The sequence below is a fragment of the Streptomyces sp. CA-251387 genome, assembly GCF_050936625.1.
GTDB lineage: Bacteria > Actinomycetota > Actinomycetes > Streptomycetales > Streptomycetaceae > Streptomyces.
This window is the reverse complement of the sequence record NZ_JBNJMJ010000001.1, coordinates 8,123,110-8,141,740: the sequence shown is the minus strand read 5'-3', so window position 1 is coordinate 8,141,740 and position 18,631 is coordinate 8,123,110. Positions and strand designations below refer to the sequence as shown.

Annotated in this window: 15 protein-coding genes and 1 pseudogene; 12 read left to right on the top strand and 4 right to left on the bottom strand. The window is 70.6% G+C overall.

All coding sequences use genetic code 11. From position 1 onward, the window contains the following. Positions 1–4 precede the first annotated feature (4 nt). Positions 5–1,021 carry a multicopper oxidase domain-containing protein gene (locus ACQEV2_RS36110; RefSeq protein ID WP_433051384.1) on the bottom strand — a complete coding sequence of 339 codons (1,017 nt, stop codon included), beginning with the start codon at positions 1,019–1,021 and terminating at the stop codon, positions 5–7. 178 nt (positions 1,022–1,199) lie between these two features. On the opposite strand from ACQEV2_RS36110, the gene ACQEV2_RS36105 reads away from it, so the two are divergent. Both ACQEV2_RS36105 and ACQEV2_RS36100 read left to right on the top strand, forming a co-directional pair. Continuing rightward, positions 1,200–3,683: a ThuA domain-containing protein gene (locus tag ACQEV2_RS36105; RefSeq protein ID WP_433051381.1), complete on the top strand. Its 2,484-nt coding sequence runs from the start codon at positions 1,200–1,202 to the stop codon at positions 3,681–3,683. A gap of 56 nt (positions 3,684–3,739) precedes the next feature. Next, a complete protein-coding gene (locus ACQEV2_RS36100) occupies positions 3,740–5,893 on the top strand; it encodes an OmpL47-type beta-barrel domain-containing protein (RefSeq protein WP_433055049.1) in 2,154 nt (717 codons plus the stop codon). Here ACQEV2_RS36100 and ligD read toward each other — a convergent pair. After that, positions 5,880–6,947 carry a non-homologous end-joining DNA ligase gene (gene ligD / locus ACQEV2_RS36095; RefSeq protein ID WP_433051378.1) on the bottom strand — a complete coding sequence of 356 codons (1,068 nt, stop codon included), beginning with the start codon at positions 6,945–6,947 and terminating at the stop codon, positions 5,880–5,882. The genes ACQEV2_RS36100 and ligD overlap by 14 nt on opposite strands. Positions 6,948–7,021: 74 nt before the next feature. Here ligD and ACQEV2_RS36090 point away from each other — a divergent pair, with 74 nt between their 5' ends. Then, complete coding sequence (locus ACQEV2_RS36090; protein ID WP_433051375.1) at positions 7,022–8,092, top strand: ATP-dependent DNA ligase; 1,071 nt, start codon at positions 7,022–7,024, stop codon at positions 8,090–8,092. A gap of 56 nt (positions 8,093–8,148) precedes the next feature. Here the strand turns inward: ACQEV2_RS36090 and ACQEV2_RS36085 are convergent, their stop codons facing one another. Next, complete coding sequence (locus tag ACQEV2_RS36085; protein WP_433051372.1) at positions 8,149–9,339, bottom strand: zinc-dependent alcohol dehydrogenase; 1,191 nt, start codon at positions 9,337–9,339, stop codon at positions 8,149–8,151. A 282-nt stretch (positions 9,340–9,621) separates the two neighbouring features. On the opposite strand from ACQEV2_RS36085, the pseudogene ACQEV2_RS36080 reads away from it, so the two are divergent. After that, positions 9,622–10,571, top strand: a pseudogene (locus tag ACQEV2_RS36080) (DUF3048 domain-containing protein). Positions 10,572–10,602: 31 nt separating this feature from the next. On the opposite strand, the gene ACQEV2_RS36075 reads toward ACQEV2_RS36080, so the two are convergent. Beyond that, positions 10,603–11,067 carry a MarR family winged helix-turn-helix transcriptional regulator gene (locus tag ACQEV2_RS36075; RefSeq protein ID WP_147993029.1) on the bottom strand — a complete coding sequence of 155 codons (465 nt, stop codon included), beginning with the start codon at positions 11,065–11,067 and terminating at the stop codon, positions 10,603–10,605. A gap of 211 nt (positions 11,068–11,278) precedes the next feature. Here ACQEV2_RS36075 and ACQEV2_RS36070 point away from each other — a divergent pair, with 211 nt between their 5' ends. The 8 genes from ACQEV2_RS36070 (at position 11,279) to ACQEV2_RS36035 (ending at position 18,629) form a co-directional block, all read left to right on the top strand. Beyond that, positions 11,279–12,058 carry a CoA transferase subunit A gene (locus ACQEV2_RS36070; RefSeq protein WP_433051367.1) on the top strand — a complete coding sequence of 260 codons (780 nt, stop codon included), beginning with the start codon at positions 11,279–11,281 and terminating at the stop codon, positions 12,056–12,058. A 2-nt stretch (positions 12,059–12,060) separates the two neighbouring features. Next, positions 12,061–12,705, top strand: a complete 645-nt coding sequence (locus ACQEV2_RS36065) for a CoA transferase subunit B (protein ID WP_433051365.1) — start codon at positions 12,061–12,063, stop codon at positions 12,703–12,705. After that, positions 12,702–13,904, top strand: a complete 1,203-nt coding sequence (locus ACQEV2_RS36060; RefSeq protein WP_433051362.1) for a thiolase family protein — start codon at positions 12,702–12,704, stop codon at positions 13,902–13,904. Before ACQEV2_RS36065 ends, ACQEV2_RS36060 begins: the two co-directional genes overlap by 4 nt. 28 nt (positions 13,905–13,932) lie before the next feature. Further along, positions 13,933–14,706, top strand: a complete 774-nt coding sequence (gene pcaH / locus ACQEV2_RS36055) for a protocatechuate 3,4-dioxygenase subunit beta (RefSeq protein ID WP_433051359.1) — start codon at positions 13,933–13,935, stop codon at positions 14,704–14,706. 6 nt (positions 14,707–14,712) lie between these two features. Beyond that, entirely contained in the window at positions 14,713–15,318 is a 606-nt protein-coding gene (gene pcaG / locus ACQEV2_RS36050; RefSeq protein WP_433051356.1) for a protocatechuate 3,4-dioxygenase subunit alpha, read from the top strand. After that, the gene (gene pcaB, locus ACQEV2_RS36045) at positions 15,315–16,652 is read left to right on the top strand and encodes a 3-carboxy-cis,cis-muconate cycloisomerase (RefSeq protein ID WP_433051353.1); all 1,338 of its coding nucleotides are present in this window, start codon (positions 15,315–15,317) and stop codon (positions 16,650–16,652) included. Before pcaG ends, pcaB begins: the two co-directional genes overlap by 4 nt. Next, on the top strand, positions 16,649–17,767 hold the full coding sequence (gene pcaD / locus ACQEV2_RS36040) for a 3-oxoadipate enol-lactonase (protein ID WP_433051350.1): 1,119 nt from the start codon (positions 16,649–16,651) through the stop codon (positions 17,765–17,767). The genes pcaB and pcaD overlap by 4 nt, the downstream gene beginning before the upstream one ends. 70 nt (positions 17,768–17,837) lie before the next feature. Further along, positions 17,838–18,629 carry an SDR family NAD(P)-dependent oxidoreductase gene (locus ACQEV2_RS36035; protein WP_433051347.1) on the top strand — a complete coding sequence of 264 codons (792 nt, stop codon included), beginning with the start codon at positions 17,838–17,840 and terminating at the stop codon, positions 18,627–18,629. The last annotated feature ends 2 nt before the right edge of the window (positions 18,630–18,631 follow it).

Genomic DNA, 18,631 nt, shown 5'->3' with positions numbered 1-18,631 from the left:
TCCGTCAGTGCTCGTGCCCGGACTCCGAGGTCGACTCCTGACCGTGCTCATGCGGCTCGTACCCGGGAATCGTCCCGTCCGCCTTCTTCACCAGGAACAACCCGACCATCCCCATGTCCGAGTGGCTCTGCACATGGCAGTGGTACATCCACGCCCCCGCCCCGACCCCCTCCCCCGCGATCACCTGGAAGCCGAACGAGTCCGCCGGTCCGACGATCTTGTTGTCGACGACCTGGCTCGGGTCGTCGGGACCGGTGAGCATTCCGGTGCGGTTGTCCGCCCAGCGGTGACCGTGCAGGTGGAAGGTGTGGTAGTACTCGCCGTGCGTGATCATCACGAACTCGACGCGATCGCCCACCGTCGCCTCGAAGTCCGGTCCGCTGTGCGCGGGCTTGTTGTTGATCAGCATGTCGTTGAAGACGATCGTGTGGGTCGCGTCCGGGAGGATGTCGCCCTTGCGCCGGACGATCACCGGCCCGTACAGGCCCTTGCGGATGCCTCCCGTGCCGTGCTCGGTGCCGACGACGTGGTCGTGGTAGTGCCAGTACCCCGCGCTGCCCGCCCGCCAGGTGCCGTCCTTGCGGCGGCCGGGCCCGTGGGTGCGCCAGGTGTAGGTGCGGGTGCCGCCGGGCTCGACGTCGCTCTTGTTCAACTTGGTGCCGTCGCTGGTGATTTCGTAGTCGAGGCCGTGGACATGCAGGCTCACCGGTACGTCCATCGTGTTCTCGAACTCGATGTGCAGGGTGTCGCCCTCGTTGAGCTCGATGAGCGGGCCGGGGATGGTCGCCTTGCCCTTCTCGAGGCCGTAGCCCATCTGCCCGTCGGCGAGTTTCTCGGCGTAGAGCTTGAGGTGCCTGACCTCGCCGCCGGCCGGGGCGGTTCGGGGCGGGGTGTCGGCGCCCACGGCCTCGGGTACCGAAGCCAGGGACAACGATGTCGCGACGGTCGCGCCGCCCAGCAGGACACGCCTGTTGAAGCTGCGTCTGTCGAAGCCACGTCCGTCAAAGCTGCGTCTGTTCATGCCGAACTCCCCACGGCGGTACGGAAATTACGGGGATGAACCGGTGAGACGGTACCGGCCGCTCCCTCGTTTATCCACACTCAGGACAAAGTTCGTCCCAGTGCGGTCATAGGTATTGGCGAGTCGTTCAAAGGGGTCTAGCTTCCTTGTCGCTGTTGCTGTGACCGTGGAGGTGCCCATGCACTTACGAGGGTTGAGCACGAGAAGACAGACCTGGGTGGCCGGCGTGACCGCCGGGATCGTCGCCGCCGGACTGATGGCGGCCCCGGCCGCCGACGCGCGCCCGGCCCCGGAGCCACCCCTGACAACGATGTCCGTCAAGTCGCCGCCGGGCGGCGCCAACGTAAGGGTGCTGGTCTTCTACGGATCCGCGGCCGCAGGCGACGAGTCGCCCCTGGTGAACGCCGGGATCGAGGCGATCGAGAAGATCGGCCTGTCGGGCCCGGCCGACCAGCGCTTCAAGGTCGAGGCCACGAACGACGCCTCGGTCTTCACCGACGAGACGGAGCTCGGCCGCTTCAACGCGATCGTGTTCCTCACCGGCGGCGGCGATGTCCTCGACCCCGAGCAGGAGGCGGGCCTGGAGGCCTACATGGAGGCGGGCGGCGGTTTCGTCGGCATCCATGACGCGGCCCGCGCCGAGCCCTACTCGGACTGGTTCACCGGCCTCGTCGGTGCCCGGCCCGCGGCCGGCGGCCCGACGACCGTGCAGCGGGCCGTCGTCGAGGTCGGCGACCGGCAGCATCCGGCCACCAAGGAGCTGCCGTTGCAGTGGAAGCGGCCGGACAAGTGGCTGAACTGGGCGAAGAACCCCTCCGGCAATGTGCATACAGTCGCCCGTGTACGGGAGTCGACATACCAGCCGGGGTCGAGTGCCAACGGCTGGGACCACCCGGTGAGCTGGTGCCGCGACTACGACGGCGGCCGCTCCTTCTACACCGGCATGGGCGGCACGGTGTCGTCGTACGACGAGACCGACTTCCGTACGCATCTGCGCGGCGCCCTGCTGTGGACGACCCGGCTCGTCCAGGCCGACTGCAAGGCCACCATCACCGGCAACTACAAGGCCGAGCGTCTCACCCAGCCCAACCAGCCCGGCCAGAACGACCAGATCGGCGAACCGCACGGCCTGGTCACCGCGCCCGACGGCCGCGTCCTCTACATCGGCCGGGGCGGCGCGGACTCCTCCCAGCCGGTGATCACCGACTGGAACAACCCGGACATCGGCAAGGGCAAGGGCGAGATCCACGTCTACGACCCGAAGACCAAGAAGGTCACGCTGGCCGGGGCGTTGACGGTCTTCGGCAACAAGGGCGGCGGCGACGAGCTGATCAAGGTCGAGGAGGGGCTGCTCGGTATCGAGCTCGACCCGCGCTTCGAGGAGAACGGCTGGGTGTATCTGCACTACACCCCGCACTCGCAGATCAACCGCGAGACGAGAATGGCCGAGCGGCGCGTCTCCCGCTTCACGCTCGACCTCGCCACCGACAAGCTGGACCTGAGCAGTGAGAAGGTGCTGCTCAAGTGGCCGGTGCAGATCCACAGTTGCTGCCACGCGGGCGGCGGGATGAGCTGGGACTCGAAGGGCAACCTGTACATCGCGACCGGCGACAACAACTCCAGCCGCTTCAGCGACGGTTACTCGGGCAACAACCCCGAGCCCGACTACAAGGGCGTGTCCTTCGCCGACGCCCGCCGCACCGCCGGCAACACCAACAACCTCAACGGCAAGATCCTGCGCATCCACCCCGAGCCCGACGGGACGTACACGATCCCGGACGGGAACCTCTTCACCGGCAAGGAGACCGACGAGGGCGGCGGCAAGACGCGCGGCGAGATCTATGTGATGGGGGTCAGGAACCCCGCTCGTATCTTCGTCGACAAGAAGACCGACATCCTCTACGCGGGCTGGGTCGGCCCTGACGCTTCGGCGCCCTCCCCGACGTGGGGTCCGGCCAAGTACGACACCTTCGCCGTCATCACCAAGGCGGGCAACCGGGGCTGGCCGTACTGCATGGGCAACAAGCAGCCGTACCGGGACCGCAATCTGCCGGATCCGACGAAGCCGCTGGGCTGGTACGACTGCGACCACCCGAAGAACGAGTCGCCGAACAACGACGGCCTCGTCAATCTCCCGCCGGTCACCGGCAACAACATCTGGTACTCGCCCCAGGGCGGCGCCCCCGACTTCCCGCGCGACGCGAACGGCGTCCCGTCGTACGAGCAGGAGGAGTCGAAGTACCTGCTGCCGTGGCTCAAGGGCGGCGGGCAGGCCGCGATGAACGGGCCGGTCTACCGCTACGACACCGTCTCGGCGACCAGTGACGTCAAGTGGCCGGCGTACTGGGACGGCAAGTGGTTCGTCGGCGACTTCTACGATGCCGACCAGCCGCGCAACGCGGTGATCACCGACCCGAAGACCCAGGGTGACGGCGGACTGCCCGTCCACTCGGAGTCGCTGAAGAAGATCGTGCCGGTCGGCAACGACGGCATCAAGAACCTCATGGACTGGAAGTTCGGTCCGGACGGCGCGCTGTACGTGCTCGACTACGGCCGCGGCTTCTTCACCTCGGACGCCAAGTCGGCGCTGTGGCGGGTCACTTACACGGGCGGCGGCCCGACCCCGGCCGCCGACCAGCTGGCGAGGGGAGGGGACCGGTGATACGCCGACGACGTCAACGAAGAGTCTGGACGGCCCTGTTGGCCGTGCTGCTCGTGATGCTGGGGCTGCAGTCCGCGCCCGTCGCCGTCGGACAGCCCGACGCCCCTGCCGCGGCCGCCGCGCAGGTGCTCACCTGGACCGCGGGCGACGACATCACCAAGTACACGTCGGCGCCCGCGACGGCGGTCGCCGGTCAGGCGACGATCGTCTTCGAGAACAGCACGGCGACCGGCAACACCACCGGCATGCCGCACACCCTGACGTTCGACACCTCCGACCCGGAGTTCAACAACGACGTCCAGCTCAACATCCTCGCCAACCCGAACGACGACCAGGGCGGCCGCCACACCGCCGAGGTCACGCTCACCCCCGGCCGCTACCGCTACTACTGCACGATCCCCGGCCACGGGCAGATGCAGGGCATCCTCGTGGTGGCCGAGGGCAGCGGCGAGGACACGACGGCACCCGAGGCGTCGGCCCACGTCAGCGGGACACAGAACACGCAGGGGCAGTACGTCGGTTCGGCGAGCGTGGCGATCCACGCCACCGACAACGAGGGCGGTTCCGGCGTCGACCGCGTCGAGTACGCACTCGGCGACGCGGGCGCCTGGCAGCCGTACACCACCCCGGTCGTCGTCGATCAGGTCGGCGACCACAAGGTCCGCTACCGCGCCTTCGACAAGGCGGGCAACGTCTCCGCCGAGAAGAGCGTCCAGTTCACGGTCGTCGCGCCGCAGACCGACGACACGACCCCGCCGGAGACGTCGGCGACGGTCAGCGGCGAGCAGAACCCCGACGGGACGTACATCGACATGGCGACCGTCACCGTGTCCGCCTCCGACACCGGGTCCGGGGTCAACAGCATCGAGTATGCAATCGGCTCCGGCGCCTGGCAGTCGTACACGGCACCGGTGATGGTGCATCAGGTCGGCACTCATACGGTGCGTTACCGGGCCACGGACAAGGCGGGGAACGTCTCCGCCGAGAAGAGCGTGCAGTTCACCGTCGTGGCGGCACCCCCGCAGGACACGACGCCGCCGGTGACGGGCGTGACCGTCGAGGGCACGAAGAACTCCGACGGGGCGTACATCGGCAACGCCAAGGTGACCGTCACGGCGACCGACGCGGGCGGCTCGGGTGTCGACCGGATCGAGTACTCGATCGACGGTGGACCGTACATTGCATACAGCATACCTGTGATCGTCGACCGCGCCGGCACGCACACCCTCGCCTATCGGGCGACGGACAAAGCGGGCAACACCTCCGCGGCCCGCACGGTGACCTTCACCGTGGTGTCCAGTCAGGTCCCGGCCCCCAACTGCCCCGAGTTCGACGAGCGGTTGACGGTGATCGTCGGCACGGTCGACTCGGGCGTCCCGAACCGGCTCACCAACAGCCGGTGCCGCATCAACGAGTTGATCGAGGATGAGAAGGAGTGGACGTCCCACGCACTGTTCCTCAAGCACGTGACGGCGGTCCTCGACAAGCTCCTGAAGGAAGCCGTCGTCGACCAGCGCGAGTACAACGCCATCCGCAAGGCCGCCCGCGAGTCGGGGATCGGCAGGCCCGGCCAGACCGAGGGCTACCGCACGATCCTCGACGGCAGCGCGGAGTCCTTCGCCAAGTGGCAGCATGTGGGCGGCGGTTCGTTCGCGCCGAACGGCGACGGATCGATCACCAGCGGCACCACGAAGCAGGGCCTGGGCATGCTGTGGTTCCCGGAGCGCAAGTACGGCGACTTCTCGCTCAAGCTCCAGTGGCGTGACGACGCTCCGGGCACGGGCAACGCCAACTCCGGTGTGTTCGTCCGCTTCCCGTGGGTCCACGACCACCCCGAGGAGTCGCGTCCCGAGTGGGTCGCCATCAAGTACGGCCACGAGGTGCAGGTGCTCGACCGGCTCGACGGCGACATGTACAAGACGGGGTCGATCTACGGCTTCGACCGTGTGGGGCTCGCCGGTGCCGGCGTCACGCAGAAGGGGACGTGGAACGACTACGAGATCCGCGTGGTCGACCAGCACTACTCGGTCTACCGCAACGGCGTGCTGATCAACGAGTTCGACAACATCGCAGGCCAGGAGTTCTCTCCGCCCCGCTCGGACGACCCGGGCACGGACGGGCGCCGGTTCGCCTCCGGCTACATCGGGCTCCAGGTGCACGGCACGACGGATGTGATCTCGTACCGGGACATCCGGATCAAGGAGCTGTAGGTTCCGAGGGAGGCGCCTCCGACGGGGGCGTCTCCTTCTTCGGCGCCGTCTTCTTGGCCCGGCTCGGCTGCACCCTCTTGGGCTCCCCCGGCATCTTCGGGTACTCGGGCGGGTACGGCAGGTCGCCGAGGCCGTGGTCGCGTTCGTCCTTGTTGGCCAGCTCCAGCAGGGCCTCCAGGGAGAAGCGGTGGTCGTCCATGTCGGCGTGTACGTCGCCGAGTTCGGCGAAGCGCGCGGGCATGGTCGCGATGTCGAAGTCCCGGGGATGTGCCTCGCCGACCTCCTCCCAGCGCAGGGGTGCCGAGACAGGGGCGTGCGGGCGCGGTCGTACGGAGTAGGCGGAGGCGATCGTGCGGTCGCGGGCCGTCTGGTTGTAGTCGATGAAGATGCGTTCGCCCCGCTCCTCCTTCCACCACTTGATCGTCACGTGCTCCGGCATCCGGCGTTCCATCTCCCGGCCGATCGCGATCGCGGCCCGCCGCACCTGGGTGAAGGTCCAGCGTGGCTCGATGGGCACGAAGACATGCAGGCCGCGCCCGCCGGATGTCTTGGGCCAGCCACGCAGGCCGCCGAACTCCTCCAGCACGCCCCGTAGTTCATGGGCGGCGCGCACGGCGTCGGCGTAGTCCGTGCCGGGCTGCGGGTCGAGGTCGATGCGGAGTTCGTCGGGGCGGTCGACGTCGTCGCGGCGCACGGGCCAGGGGTGGAAGGTGAGGGTGCCGTACTGGGCGGCCCACAGGACGGCGGCCTCCTCGGTGGGGCACATCTCGTCGGCACTGCGGCCGCTGGGGAAGGTGATGTGGGCGGTGGGGATCCAGTCGGGCATGTTCTTGGGCGCCCGCTTCTGGAAGAACCACTCGCCGGTCACGCCGTCCGGGTAGCGCTCCAGGGTGGTGGGCCGGTCGCGCAGGGCGCGCAGGATGCCGGGTCCGACGGCGATGTAGTACCGGGCGAGGTCCAGCTTGGTGAAGCCGCGCTCGGGGAAGAAGATCTTGCCCGGGTTGGAGAGGCGCACGGTTCTGCCGCCGGCCTGAAGTTCCACCGCTTCGCCCATGCGAGCCACGGTAGGCGCAGCGGGCACACCTCGCACACCGGGCGATCGGGGGCGTCTGCGCGCAGAATCGGAGCATGGACCTGCCGGTGATGCCGCCCGTGAAGCCGATGCTCGCCAAGTCGGTGGCGAAGATCCCGCCGGGCATGCAGTACGAGGCGAAGTGGGACGGGTTCCGGGCGATCGTGTTCCGCGACCGGGACGAGGTCGAGCTGGGCAGCCGTACGGGTAAGCCGCTGACCAGGTACTTTCCCGAGCTGGTGGCGGGGCTGAAGGAGCGGCTGCCTCAGCGGTGCGTGCTGGACGGGGAGATCGTGATCGCGCGGGAGGGGCGGCTGGACTTCGACGCGCTCACCGAGCGCATCCACCCGGCTGACTCCCGGGTGCGGATGCTGGCCGAGAAGACCCCGGCGTCGTTCGTGGCGTTCGACCTGCTGGCACTGGCGGACGAGTCGCTGATGGAGACCCCGCTGGCGGACCGGCGGGCGCTGCTGACGACGGCGTTGTCCGGGGTGACGGCGCCGGTGCATGTGGCGCCGGCGACGACCGACATCGAGACGGCCGAGGGGTGGTTCGAGCAGTACGAGGGGGCCGGTCTGGACGGGGTGATCGCCAAGCCGCTCGGCCTGCGCTATCTCCAGGACGAGCGCGCCATGTTCAAGATCAAGCACGAGCGGACGGCGGACGTCGTCGTCGCGGGCTACCGGCTGCACAAGAGCGGTCCGGTCGTGGGCTCCCTGCTGCTAGGCCTGTACGACGACCGGGGCGCCCTGCAGCATGTGGGCGTGTCGGCGGCGTTCCCCATGAAGCGGCGCGCCGAGCTGGTCGAGGAGCTGGAGCCGCTGCGCATGGAGGATGTCGAGGGGCATCCGTGGGCGGCCTGGTCCGACGAGGCGGCTCATGAGTCGGCCCGGCTGCCGGGGGCGCCGAGCCGCTGGTCGGGCAAGAAGGACCTGTCCTGGGTGCCGCTGCGGCCCGAGCGGGTCGCGGAGGTGGCGTACGACCACATGGAGAACGGCGTGCGCTTCCGACACACGGCCCGTTTCCGCCGCTGGCGCCCGGACCGCACGCCCGAGAGCTGCACGTACGCGCAGTTGGAGGAACCGGTCCACTACGACCTGGCGGAGATCTTCGCGCCCCAGGCCTGAACCCCGCAGGGCCTGAACCCCGCAGGGCCTGAGCCTCGTAGGCCTGCGGGCCTGCGTCAGGGCTTCATCAGCACCTTGATCGCGCCCTCCTGCTTGCGCTGGAACATCTCGTACGCGTGCGGGGCGTCGCTCAGCGGCACGCGGTGGGTGGCGAAGTCGTCGACGCCGAGGGGGTCCTCGTCCGTCAGGTACGGCAGGATGTCGTCGGTCCAACGGCGCACGTTGGCCTGGCCCATGCGGATCTGGATCTGCTTGTCGAACAGGGTGAGCAGCGGCAGCGGGTCGGCCGTGCCGCCGTACACGCCGGACAGCGAGATGGTGCCGCCGCGCCGCACCAGGTCGATGGCGGTGTAGAGGGCGGCGAGCCGGTCGACGCTGAAGCGCTCGGCCATCGGGCCGCTCAGCTTGCGCGGGAGCAGGGCGGACGTGTTCTGCACCAGGCGGGCCACCGCGCTGCCGTGGGCCTCGGTGCCGACCGCGTCGATCACGGCGTCGGGACCGCGGCCGTCGGTCTGGTCGCGGATCGCGGTGACGAGTTCCTTCTCGTCGTCGAAGGACCGCAGGTCGAACGTCTCGACGCCCCGCTCGCGCGCCCGCTGCAGCCGCTCGGGTACCAGGTCCACGCCGAACACCCGCCCGGCGCCCCGCACCTGCGCGACCCGGCAGGCCATGTCGCCGATGGGGCCGAGGCCGAGCACGGCGATGCTGCCGCCCTCGGGGATCTCGGCGTAGCGGACCGCCTGCCAGGCGGTGGGCAGGACGTCGGAGAGGTAGACGAACCGGTCGTCGGGCGGCCCTTCCGGGATCTTGATCGGGCCGAACTGCGCCTGCGGGACCCGCAGATATTCGGCCTGGGCGCCCGGCACCGAGCCGTACAGGCGGGTGTAGCCGAACAGGGCGGCGCCCATGCCCTCGCCGGTGACCTGGGTGGTCTCGCACTGGGTCGGCAGGCCGGTCAGGCACATCCAGCAGTCGCCGCAGGCGATCTGGAAGGGCACCACGACCCGGTCGCCCGCCTGCAGGTCCGGCACGCCGGCGCCGACCTCCTCGACGATGCCGATCGGTTCGTGACCGAGGATGTCGCCCGGGGTCATGAACGGGGTGAGCACCTCGTAGAGATGCAGGTCGGAGCCGCACAGTCCGCTGGACGTGATACGGATGACCGCGTCCGTCGGCTCCTGGATCTGCGGATCCGGCACGTTCTCCACGCGGACGTCCCGCTTGCCCTGCCAGGTCACTGCCCTCATCGCCCCGCGCTCCCTCCGTCACGTGTGCGTCCACTCGTACGGTGGCCGCCGGGTACCCCGGCGTTCCCCCACCGAACCGCCGGGCCGGACCCCCGACACCACCACCGCCGGCCGGTTTCCGGCCATGCGCCGATCGGCGGATTCCTGAACAGAGCCGAAGCCGATCGGGTATGTGCACCTATGAACTGATAAGCGCACTATTAGTGACATGGACTGGGCGGGTGGTGGCGGGTGACAACCGCGGGCAGGCAACGAGGGGCGCGAACGAGACGCGCCACGCCGATGGCGGCGCTGGTGGCCGCCGCATTGACCGCTTCGCTGGCGGCCGGCTGCACGGCGTCCGACGGCGCACGCGACGACGGCCGCGGCCAGGAGCAGCCACCGGCGCCGAGTGGGAGCGGAAGCCGGGAGGACCGTGAATCGATCCTCGCCGTGAAGATCGACAACGTCCGTGCCGCGCGGCCCCACACGGGCCTGAACGAGGCGGACATCGTGTACGTCGAGCAGGTCGAAGGCGGGCTGAGCCGTCTGATGGCGGTGTACGCGCAGAAGGTGCCGAAGGTCGTCGGGCCGGTGCGCAGCGCCCGCGAGACCGACCTGGAGCTGCTGCGCCAGTTCGACCGTCCGATCCTCGCGTTCTCCGGGGCTCAGAGCAAGCTCCTGCCGCTCATCGACAAGGCACCGCTGCAGGCGGAGCCGCCCGGCAAGGGCTCCAGCGCCTACTTCCGCAGCAAGGACAGGCGCTCGCCGCACAACCTCTACCTGCGGCCCCAGCGGCTGATGCCCGTCGCCCCGGGCACGAACGTCCTGACGACCGGCTTCCTCTTCGGCGCCGCCCCTCGGGCGGCAAGGCCACGACCTCGCGGACGGTGCGCTTCGAGGCGGCCCGGTACACGTTCACCTGGTCCAGGAGCCAGGACCGCTGGCTGGTCGCCATGGACGGCAAGGCCGCCGTGACGACGGACAAGAAGCGGGTGACGGCCGGGACGGTCATCGTGCAGTACGTGGACGTGCGCAAGTCCCCGTTCCATGACGCCACCGGCAAACACACGCCGTACAGCCGGACGGTGGGCTCCGGGAAGGCGACGGTGCTGCGCGACGGACTCGCCTACGACGGCGTGAAGTGGAAGCGCCCGAAGGCATCGGGCGGCACGACGTTCACGACCCGGGACGGCAAGCCGATGAAGTTCCAGCACGGCCAGGTGTGGGTGGTGTTGGCACCGGCGCGCTGAGCGTCCGGGCGAAGAGCAGCCGGGCCGGCGCTCAGGGTTGTGCGACGAGGGGTTCCGCCGGGTTGCGGAGCCCCTCGGCCGCGTCCGCGACCCGCCGGATCAGATCGAAGAACAGCGTCTGCTCCTCGGCGGAGAGGGGGGCCAGGAAGACCTGGTTCATCCGGGCCGTGCGCACGGTCAGCTTCTTGTGCGTACGCAGCCCCTCGTCCGTGAGACGCAGCAGGAAGCGGCGACCGTCCTGCGGGTCGCGGACCTTGTCGAGGAGGCCGCGGCGGCCGAGCCGGCTGATCACCTCGGCGATGGTGGACCGGTCGAGCCCGACCCGCTCCCCCACCGTGCGCTGGTCCAGGCCCGGCTCGGCGACGAGCGTGTTGAGGACGGCGAACTGGGGCGAGGTGATCTCCTCGGAGACCATCGTGTTCCACAGCAGGTAGTGCGCCTGCTGGAGCCGCCGGGCCAGATGCCCGGGGTGGGTGGTGAGGTCCACGGCGGCCATGCGCGCTCCCCTGATCGCATTCGTTGGTGCACTGAACAATACCTGTCCCGGATGCGGCTGTCTGCGCCGCGCACCCTCCATCTACCTCTGCCTTGACCGAGGCCTTGACGGTTCTCCGCTCCGGTGGCAGCGTGAGGGGCAACCTCACAGAAATACTCAGTGCCCTGACTAACCGGGGGGCTGGGAGCTCGGGAGAGATGGGGCTTCTCGGATGGACAAGGTGGTCGCCACGGCCCTGGAGGCGGTGGCCGATGTGGGCGACGGCGCGTCGCTCGCGGTGGGTGGCTTCGGGCTGAGCGGTGTGCCGAACGTGCTGATCCAGGCGCTGTACGAGGGCGGCGTGTCCGGGCTGTCCGTCGTCTCCAACAACTGCGGGGCGATGGAGTCGGGCCTGGCCGTCCTGCTGTCGGCGGGACGGATCGCGCGGGTGACCGGCTCCTACATCGGCGGGAACAAGGAGTTCGCCCGCCAGTACCTGGCCGGGGAGCTGGAGGTCGAGATGATCCCCCAGGGCACGCTGGCCGAGCGGCTGCGCGCCGGAGGGGCGGGGATCCCCGCGTTCTACACCCCGGCCGGAGTGGGCACACAGGTCGCCGAGGGCGGGCTGCCGTGGCGCTACGACGGCTCCGGCGGGGTCGCGCTCGCCTCCCCTCCGAAGGAGGTGCGGGAGTTCGACGGCACCGAGTACGTGCTGGAGCGCGGGATCCGCACCGACTTCGCGCTGGTGCGGGCCGCTAAGGGCGACCGGCACGGGAACCTGGTGTTCAACAAGTCCTCCCGGAACTTCAACCCGCTGGCCGCGATGGCCGGGCGGGTGACGATCGCCGAGGTGGAGGAACTCGTCGAGCCCGGGGAGATCGATCCGGACGCGGTGCATCTGCCGGGGATCTTCGTGCAGCGGGTGGTGGCGCTCACCCCGGAGCAGGCTGCCGACAAGGGCATCGAACAGCGCACGATTTCCACACCTGCGGCACGAGGAACGGTGAGCTGACCATGGCGTGGACGCGGGAAGAGATGGCCGCGCGGGCCGCGCGCGAGCTTCAGGACGGGCAGTACGTCAACCTCGGCATCGGTCTGCCGACCCTGATCCCGAACTACCTCCCCGAGGGCGTCGAGGTCATCCTGGAATCCGAGAACGGCATCCTCGGCACCGGCCCCTACCCCACCGAGGACCAGGTCGACCCGGATCTGATCAACGCCGGCAAGGAGACCGTCACGGTGCTGCCGGGCGCCTCCTTCTTCGACTCGGCGCTGTCGTTCTCGATGATCCGGGGCGGGCACATCGACGTGGCCGTGCTCGGGGCCATGCAGGTGTCCGAGAAGGGCGACCTGGCCAACTGGGCGATCCCCGGCAAGATGATCACCGGGATCGGCGGGGCGATGGACCTCGTCCACGGCGCCCGCACGGTCATCGTCGTGATGACCCACACCGCCAAGGACGGCTCGGCGAAGATCCTCGCCGAGTGCGCACTGCCGCTCACCGGCAAGGCGTGCGTCAACCGGATCATCACCGACCTCGGCGTGCTGGACGTCACCGCCGACGGCCTGGTGCTCGTGGAGACGGCGCCCGGTGTGACCGTCGACGAGATCACCGCCAAGACCGACGCCAAGCTCACCGTCGCGGAGGGCCTGCTGTGAACACCGTCTATCTCGTCGACGCGGTGCGCACCCCGATCGGCCGCTACAACGGCGGCCTCGCGAGCGTGCGTCCGGACGACCTGGCCGCCCACGCCATCCGCGAACTCCTGGGCCGTACGCCCGACTTGGAGCCGTCCCGGATCGAGGACGTCTACTTCGGCAACGCCAACGGCGCCGGCGAGGAGAACCGCAACGTCGGCCGCATGGCCGCGCTGCTCGCCGGCCTGCCCACGAGCGTGCCGGGAGTGACCGTCAACCGGCTGTGCGCCTCCGGCCTGGAGGCGGTCATCCAGGCGGCCCGCGCCATCGCGGCCGGCGACGCCTCCATCGCCGTAGCGGGCGGCGTGGAGTCGATGACGAGGGCGCCGTACGTGCTGCCCAAGTCCGACAAGCCGTTCCCGGCCGGGCACGCCGAGCTGTACTCGACCACGCTGGGCTGGCGCATGGTCAACCCGAGGATGGAGCCGCAGTGGACCGTCCCGCTGGGTGAGTCGGCCGAGCTCATCGCCGAGAAGCACAAGATCAGCCGCGAGCAGCAGGACGAGTATGCCCTGCACAGCCATCAGAAGGCCGCCCAGGCCCAGGCGAAGGGCCTGTTCGACGCCGAGCTCGCGCCCGTGTCGATTCCGCGGCGCAAGGGCGACCCGGTCGTCCTCGGCGCCGACGAATGCGTACGGCCCGATGCCTCGCTGGAGGCGATGGCCAGGCTCAAGCCGTCGTTCCGCGAGGAGAACGGCACCGTCACCGCGGGCAACGCCTCACCGCTCAACGACGGCGCCGCGGCCTTGCTGCTGACGGACGAGGAGGGCCTGAAGGCCACCGGGCGCGAGCCCCTCGCCCGGCTCTCCGCCACCGGTGTCCACGCCCTCGACCCGCACTACTTCGGCCTCGCCCCCGTGGAAGCCGTCAACCGGGCCCTCGCCAAGGCGGGCAAGGGATTCGACGACCTCTCGGTCCTCGAACTGAACGAGGCCTTCGCCGCCCAGGTCCTGGGCTGTGTCGCCGAATGGCCCGAGTTCGACCCGGCGATCCTCAACCCGCAGGGCGGCGCCATCGCCCTGGGCCACCCGCTCGGCGCCTCCGGTGCCCGCCTCGCCGGCACCGTCGCCCACCAACTCGCCCGCAAGGGCAGCGGCGTCGGCGTCGCCACCCTCTGCATCGGCGTCGGCCAGGGCCTGGCCCTCGTCCTCGAACGGTAAGAACACCCAGGAACCCGCAGGGACCCCCATGACTCTCACCCAGCACGACGTCGACCAGGAGATCGCGGCCGAACACGCCGCGTACGAGAAGCGGATCGCCGACGGCGCCCCCGTCGAGCACCACCCGCGCCGCGACTACGCCCCGTACCGCTCCTCGGTCCTGCGCCACCCCAAGCAGCCGCCGGTCGCCATCGACGTCTCCAAGGACCCGGAGCTGGTGGAGCTGTCCTCCCCCGCCTTCGGGGAACGGGACATCACCGAGATCGACAACGACCTCACCCGGCAGCACAACGGCGAGCCGATCGGTGAGCGCATCACCGTCTCCGGCCGGCTTCTGGACCGCGACGGCCGCCCGATCCGCGGCCAGCTGATCGAGATCTGGCAGGCGAACTCGGCCGGCCGCTACGCCCACCAGCGCGAGCAGCACGACGCCCCGCTGGACCCGAACTTCACGGGCGTCGGCCGCACGCTGACGGACGACGACGGCCAGTACCACTTCACCACCGTCCAGCCCGGCCCGTACCCGTGGCGCCAGCACGTCAACGCCTGGCGGCCGGCCCACATCCACTTCTCGCTCTTCGGTACGGCGTTCACGCAGCGGCTCGTGACGCAGATGTACTTCCCGAGCGATCCGCTGTTCCCGTACGACCCGATCATCCAGTCGGTGACGGACGACGCGGCCCGGCAGCGGCTGGTCGCGACCTACGACCACAGTCTGTCGGTGCCGGAGTTCTCGATGGGCTACCACTGGGACATCGTCCTCGACGGGCCGCATGCCACCTGGATCGAAGAAGGGCGCTGACCTGCCATGACGAAGATCGACCCGAGCCGCCCGGAGACCGTGCTCCCCACCCCGTCGCACACGGTCGGCCCCTTCTACGGCCACGCCCTGCCCTTCCCCGGCGGCGGTGACATCGCGCCCGTCGGCCACCCGGACACGATCGCGCTGCAGGGGTACGTCCTGGACGGCGAGGGCAATCCGCTGCCGGACGCCTTCGTTGAGCTGTGGGGCGCCGACCCCGACGGCAATGTCCCGCAGGTCGACGGCTCGATGCGACGCGACCCGGCTAGCGGCGGCTTCCTGGGCCGCAACGGCGTGGAGTTCACCGGCTGGGGGCGGATCCAGACGGACGCCAACGGCCACTGGACGGCGCGGACGCTGCGGCCCGGGGCACGCGGGCAGAGCGCGCCGTACATCAGCGTGTGCGTGTTCGCGCGCGGTCTGCTGGTGCATCTGTTCACCCGGATCTACCTGCCGGGCGACGAGGCGGCGCTCGCGGCGGACCCGCTGCTGTCCCGGCTGGACGCGGAACGCCGCGCCACGCTGATCGCGGTGGACCAGGGCCACGGGACATACCGTTTCGACATCCGCCTTCAGGGCGAAGGCGAGACGGTCTTCCTGGAGTTCCAGTGACACCACCTGTCGATCCCGCCGCAGCCGAAGCCGCAGCCGCAGCCGGCCCCGAAGCCGACACCGGCCTGCTCGCCCCCGGGTGGACCGGCTCCCCCGCCGCGGCCGCGACGAGCGACGCCGCCTACCTGCGGGCGCTTCTCGACGCGGAGGCCGCGCTGGCCCGGGCCCAGTGGGCGCTGGGACTCGCGCCGGCCGAGGCGGCGACGGCGGTGACCGAGGCGACCGACACCCACCCCTTCGACGTACGGTCCCTCGCCGAACGGGCCCGAGCGGGCGGCAACCCGGTGATCCCCCTGGTCGCGGAGCTGACGAAGGCGGTCGGCGACGCGTACGGCCCCTACGTCCACCGGGGCGCGACCAGCCAGGACATCATGGACACGGCGACGATGCTGGTCGCCGTGCGCACGCTCGACCTGGTCCTCGCAGACCTCGGCCGCACGGAGCGGGCGCTGGCGGGGCTGGCCGCCGAGCACCGCGACACCGCGCTGCCGGGACGGACGCTCACGCAGCACGCCGTACCGACGACGTTCGGGCTGAAGGCGGCCGGATGGCGGGCGCTGGTGCTAGACGCGCGGGACCGGGTGACGGCCGTACGGGACTCGCTGCCCGCCCAACTCGGGGGCGCGGCAGGGACTTTGGCGGCCTTCGGGGCGTACGGAGCGAGCGATCCCACCGAGCTGCCGGCGGCGTACGCCGGCGAACTCGGCCTCCGGGCACCCGACCTGCCCTGGCACACCCTGCGCACGCCGATCGCCGACCTCGCCGGGTGCCTGGCCTTCACGGCGGGCGCGCTCGGCAAGCTCGCCGTGGACGTCCTCACCCTCTCCCGCACCGAGATCGCCGAGGTCGCGGAGGGCAGCGGCGGGGGCTCGTCCGCCATGCCGCACAAGTCCAATCCCGTACGGTCCACGTTGATCGCCGCCGCCGCGCGGCGGGCGCCTCAGCTCACAGCCACGCTGTACGGGGTACTGGCGGCGGAGGACGAGCGGCCGGCCGGGGCCTGGCACGCCGAGTGGGAGCCGCTCAGGGACCTGCTGCGGCTGGTCGGCGGGGCCGCCCGGGACGCCGTCGAGCTGGCCGAGGGGCTGCGGGTGAGGCCCGCTGTCATGCGGGAGCACCTGGATCTCACCCAGGGGTTGATCGTCTCCGAGCGGCTGTCCGCCGAGCTGGCCCCGGTCCTGGGCCGTGCCCGCGCCAAGGAACTGCTCACCCGGCTGGCGTCGGAGGGGCGCCCGCTCGACTCGGCACCGGAGCTGGCGGACGTCGATCTCGATCCCACCCACTACACCGGCTCCGCCGGAGCCCTCACCGACCGTGCTCTGGAGCGACGTTGAAACTCCTCAACCACCGTGCCGAAGGGCCCGCGTCCGCGCCCCCGCTGCTGCTCGGACCGTCGCTCGGTACGTCGTACGCCCTGTGGGACAAGGTGGCGCCCGAACTGTCGATCACCCATCGCGTGGTCCGCTGGGATCTGCCGGGGCACGGCGGCTCCGCGGCTGATCTCATCGCGGAGGGCGCGACGGTCGGCGACCTCGCCCGGCTGGTGCTCGCGCTCGCCGACTCGCTCGGAGTCGAGCGGTTCGCGTACGCGGGCGTGTCGCTGGGGGGTGCGGTGGGGCTGCACCTCGCCGTGCACCATCCGGAGCGGGTCTCCTCGCTGGCCGTGATCTGTTCGTCGGCCCACTTCAACGGTGCGAAACCGTGGGAGGAGCGGGCCGCGCTGGTGCGGCGCGAGGGGCTGGCGGGGCTGGCGGAGAGCGCGAACGCCCGCTGGTTCACGCCCGGCTTCACCGTGCCGGAGCTGGTCGCCGATCACCGCGACGCCGATCCGGACGCGTACGCCGCGTGCTGTGACGCACTGGCCGCGTTCGACCTGCGGGACCGGCTGACGGAGATCGCCGTACCGACCCTGCTGATCGCCGGGCGCGAGGATCCGGCGACGCCGCCTCCGCACCTGCGGGAGATCGCGGACGCCGTGCCCGGTGCCGCGCTCGTCGAGATCCCGGGGGCCTCGCACCTGGCGCCGGCGCAGTGTCCGGAGGCCGTGCTGACGGCGCTGCGGGCGCACCTGGATGGGGGCGCGAAGCGGGGTATGGAGGTGCGGCGCGAGGTGCTGGGCGACGCCCACGTCGACCGGGCGCAGGCCCGGCAGACGGCGTTCACCGCGCGCTTCCAGGACTTCATCTCGCGCTACGCCTGGGGCGAGATCTGGACCGACCCGACGCTCACCCGCCGCGAGCGCAGCATGATCACTCTGACGGCTCTGGTCGCACACGGCCACTACGACGAGCTGGCCATGCATGTCCGGGCGGCCCGCCGCAACGGGCTGACGCCGGAGGAGATCGGGGCGGTGCTGCTGCAGACGGCCGTGTACTGCGGGGTTCCGGCGGCGAACTCGGCGTTCGCGGCGGCCCAGCGGGTGCTCGCGGAGGAGGAGCCCGACGGCTGAAGGTGACCCTGGCGGTCGTAGCTTCAGCAGCACCTCGCACATGGCTCCGCCGCGTGCCTACGGTGGAGGCATGTCCACGATTCTGATCACCGGCGCCACCTCGGGGCTCGGCCGGTACGTCGCCTTCGAGCTCGTCCGCTCGGGGCACGTCGTCCTCGCGCACGGACGCGACCCGGGCCGTACGGAGAAGCTGGTCGAGGAGCTGCGGGCCGAGGGCGAGGCCGAGGCGTTCGTCGCTGATCTGGCGTCGCTGGGGCAGGTTCGTCAGCTGGCGTCGCACGTCGCCGGGGCACATCCCGAGCTCGACGTGCTGATCAACAACGCGGGGGTGGGCTTCGGTTCGCCCGACGCGGGCCGTGAGCTCAGCGCCGACGGGCACGAACTGCGGCTCGCGGTCGACTACTTGGCGCCGGTCGCGCTGACCCGCGCCCTGCTCCCGGTCCTGCGCGCGAACGCGCCGGCGCGGATCGTGAACGTCGGCTCGGCCGGCCAGGAGCCCCTCGACTTCGACGACCCCGAGCTGAGCCGCGGCTACAACGGTGTCTCGGCGTACCGCCGTGCCAAGTTCGCGCTCGCCGCCCATACGTTCACCCTGGCCGAGGAGCTGGCCGGCACGGGCGTCTCGGTGAACGTCCTGCACCCCGCCACCTTCATGGACACGGCGATGGTCCGGGAGGGCGAGATAGCGCCCTGGAACACGGTCGCCGACGGGGCTCCCGGCGTCCTGGCCCTGGCCACCCGTGACCTGGGCACCGGTCAGTACTTCGACGGCACGCGTCCGGCGCGGGCGCACGAGGGCACGTACGACCCCGAGGTACGCAAGCGGCTGGCCGCGGTCACCGATCAGTTGCTGGCCCTCTGACC

Bases quoted from the DNA above. Each gene is read 5' to 3' on its own strand.
- ACQEV2_RS36085 (WP_433051372.1), bottom strand. From the start codon at position 9,339: ATGAGGGCAGTGACCTGGCAGGGCAAGCGGGACGTCCGCGTGGAGAAC.
- ACQEV2_RS36105 (WP_433051381.1), top strand. From the start codon at position 1,200: ATGCACTTACGAGGGTTGAGCACGAGAAGACAGACCTGGGTGGCCGGC.
- ACQEV2_RS36035 (WP_433051347.1), top strand. From the start codon at position 17,838: ATGTCCACGATTCTGATCACCGGCGCCACCTCGGGGCTCGGCCGGTAC.
- ACQEV2_RS36065 (WP_433051365.1), top strand. From the start codon at position 12,061: ATGGCGTGGACGCGGGAAGAGATGGCCGCGCGGGCCGCGCGCGAGCTT.
- ACQEV2_RS36075 (WP_147993029.1), bottom strand. From the start codon at position 11,067: ATGGCCGCCGTGGACCTCACCACCCACCCCGGGCATCTGGCCCGGCGG.
- ACQEV2_RS36100 (WP_433055049.1), top strand. From the start codon at position 3,740: ATGCTGGGGCTGCAGTCCGCGCCCGTCGCCGTCGGACAGCCCGACGCC.
- ligD (WP_433051378.1), bottom strand. From the start codon at position 6,947: ATGGGCGAAGCGGTGGAACTTCAGGCCGGCGGCAGAACCGTGCGCCTC.
- ACQEV2_RS36110 (WP_433051384.1), bottom strand. From the start codon at position 1,021: ATGAACAGACGCAGCTTTGACGGACGTGGCTTCGACAGACGCAGCTTC.
- ACQEV2_RS36070 (WP_433051367.1), top strand. From the start codon at position 11,279: ATGGACAAGGTGGTCGCCACGGCCCTGGAGGCGGTGGCCGATGTGGGC.
- pcaG (WP_433051356.1), top strand. From the start codon at position 14,713: ATGACGAAGATCGACCCGAGCCGCCCGGAGACCGTGCTCCCCACCCCG.
- ACQEV2_RS36090 (WP_433051375.1), top strand. From the start codon at position 7,022: ATGGACCTGCCGGTGATGCCGCCCGTGAAGCCGATGCTCGCCAAGTCG.
- pcaH (WP_433051359.1), top strand. From the start codon at position 13,933: ATGACTCTCACCCAGCACGACGTCGACCAGGAGATCGCGGCCGAACAC.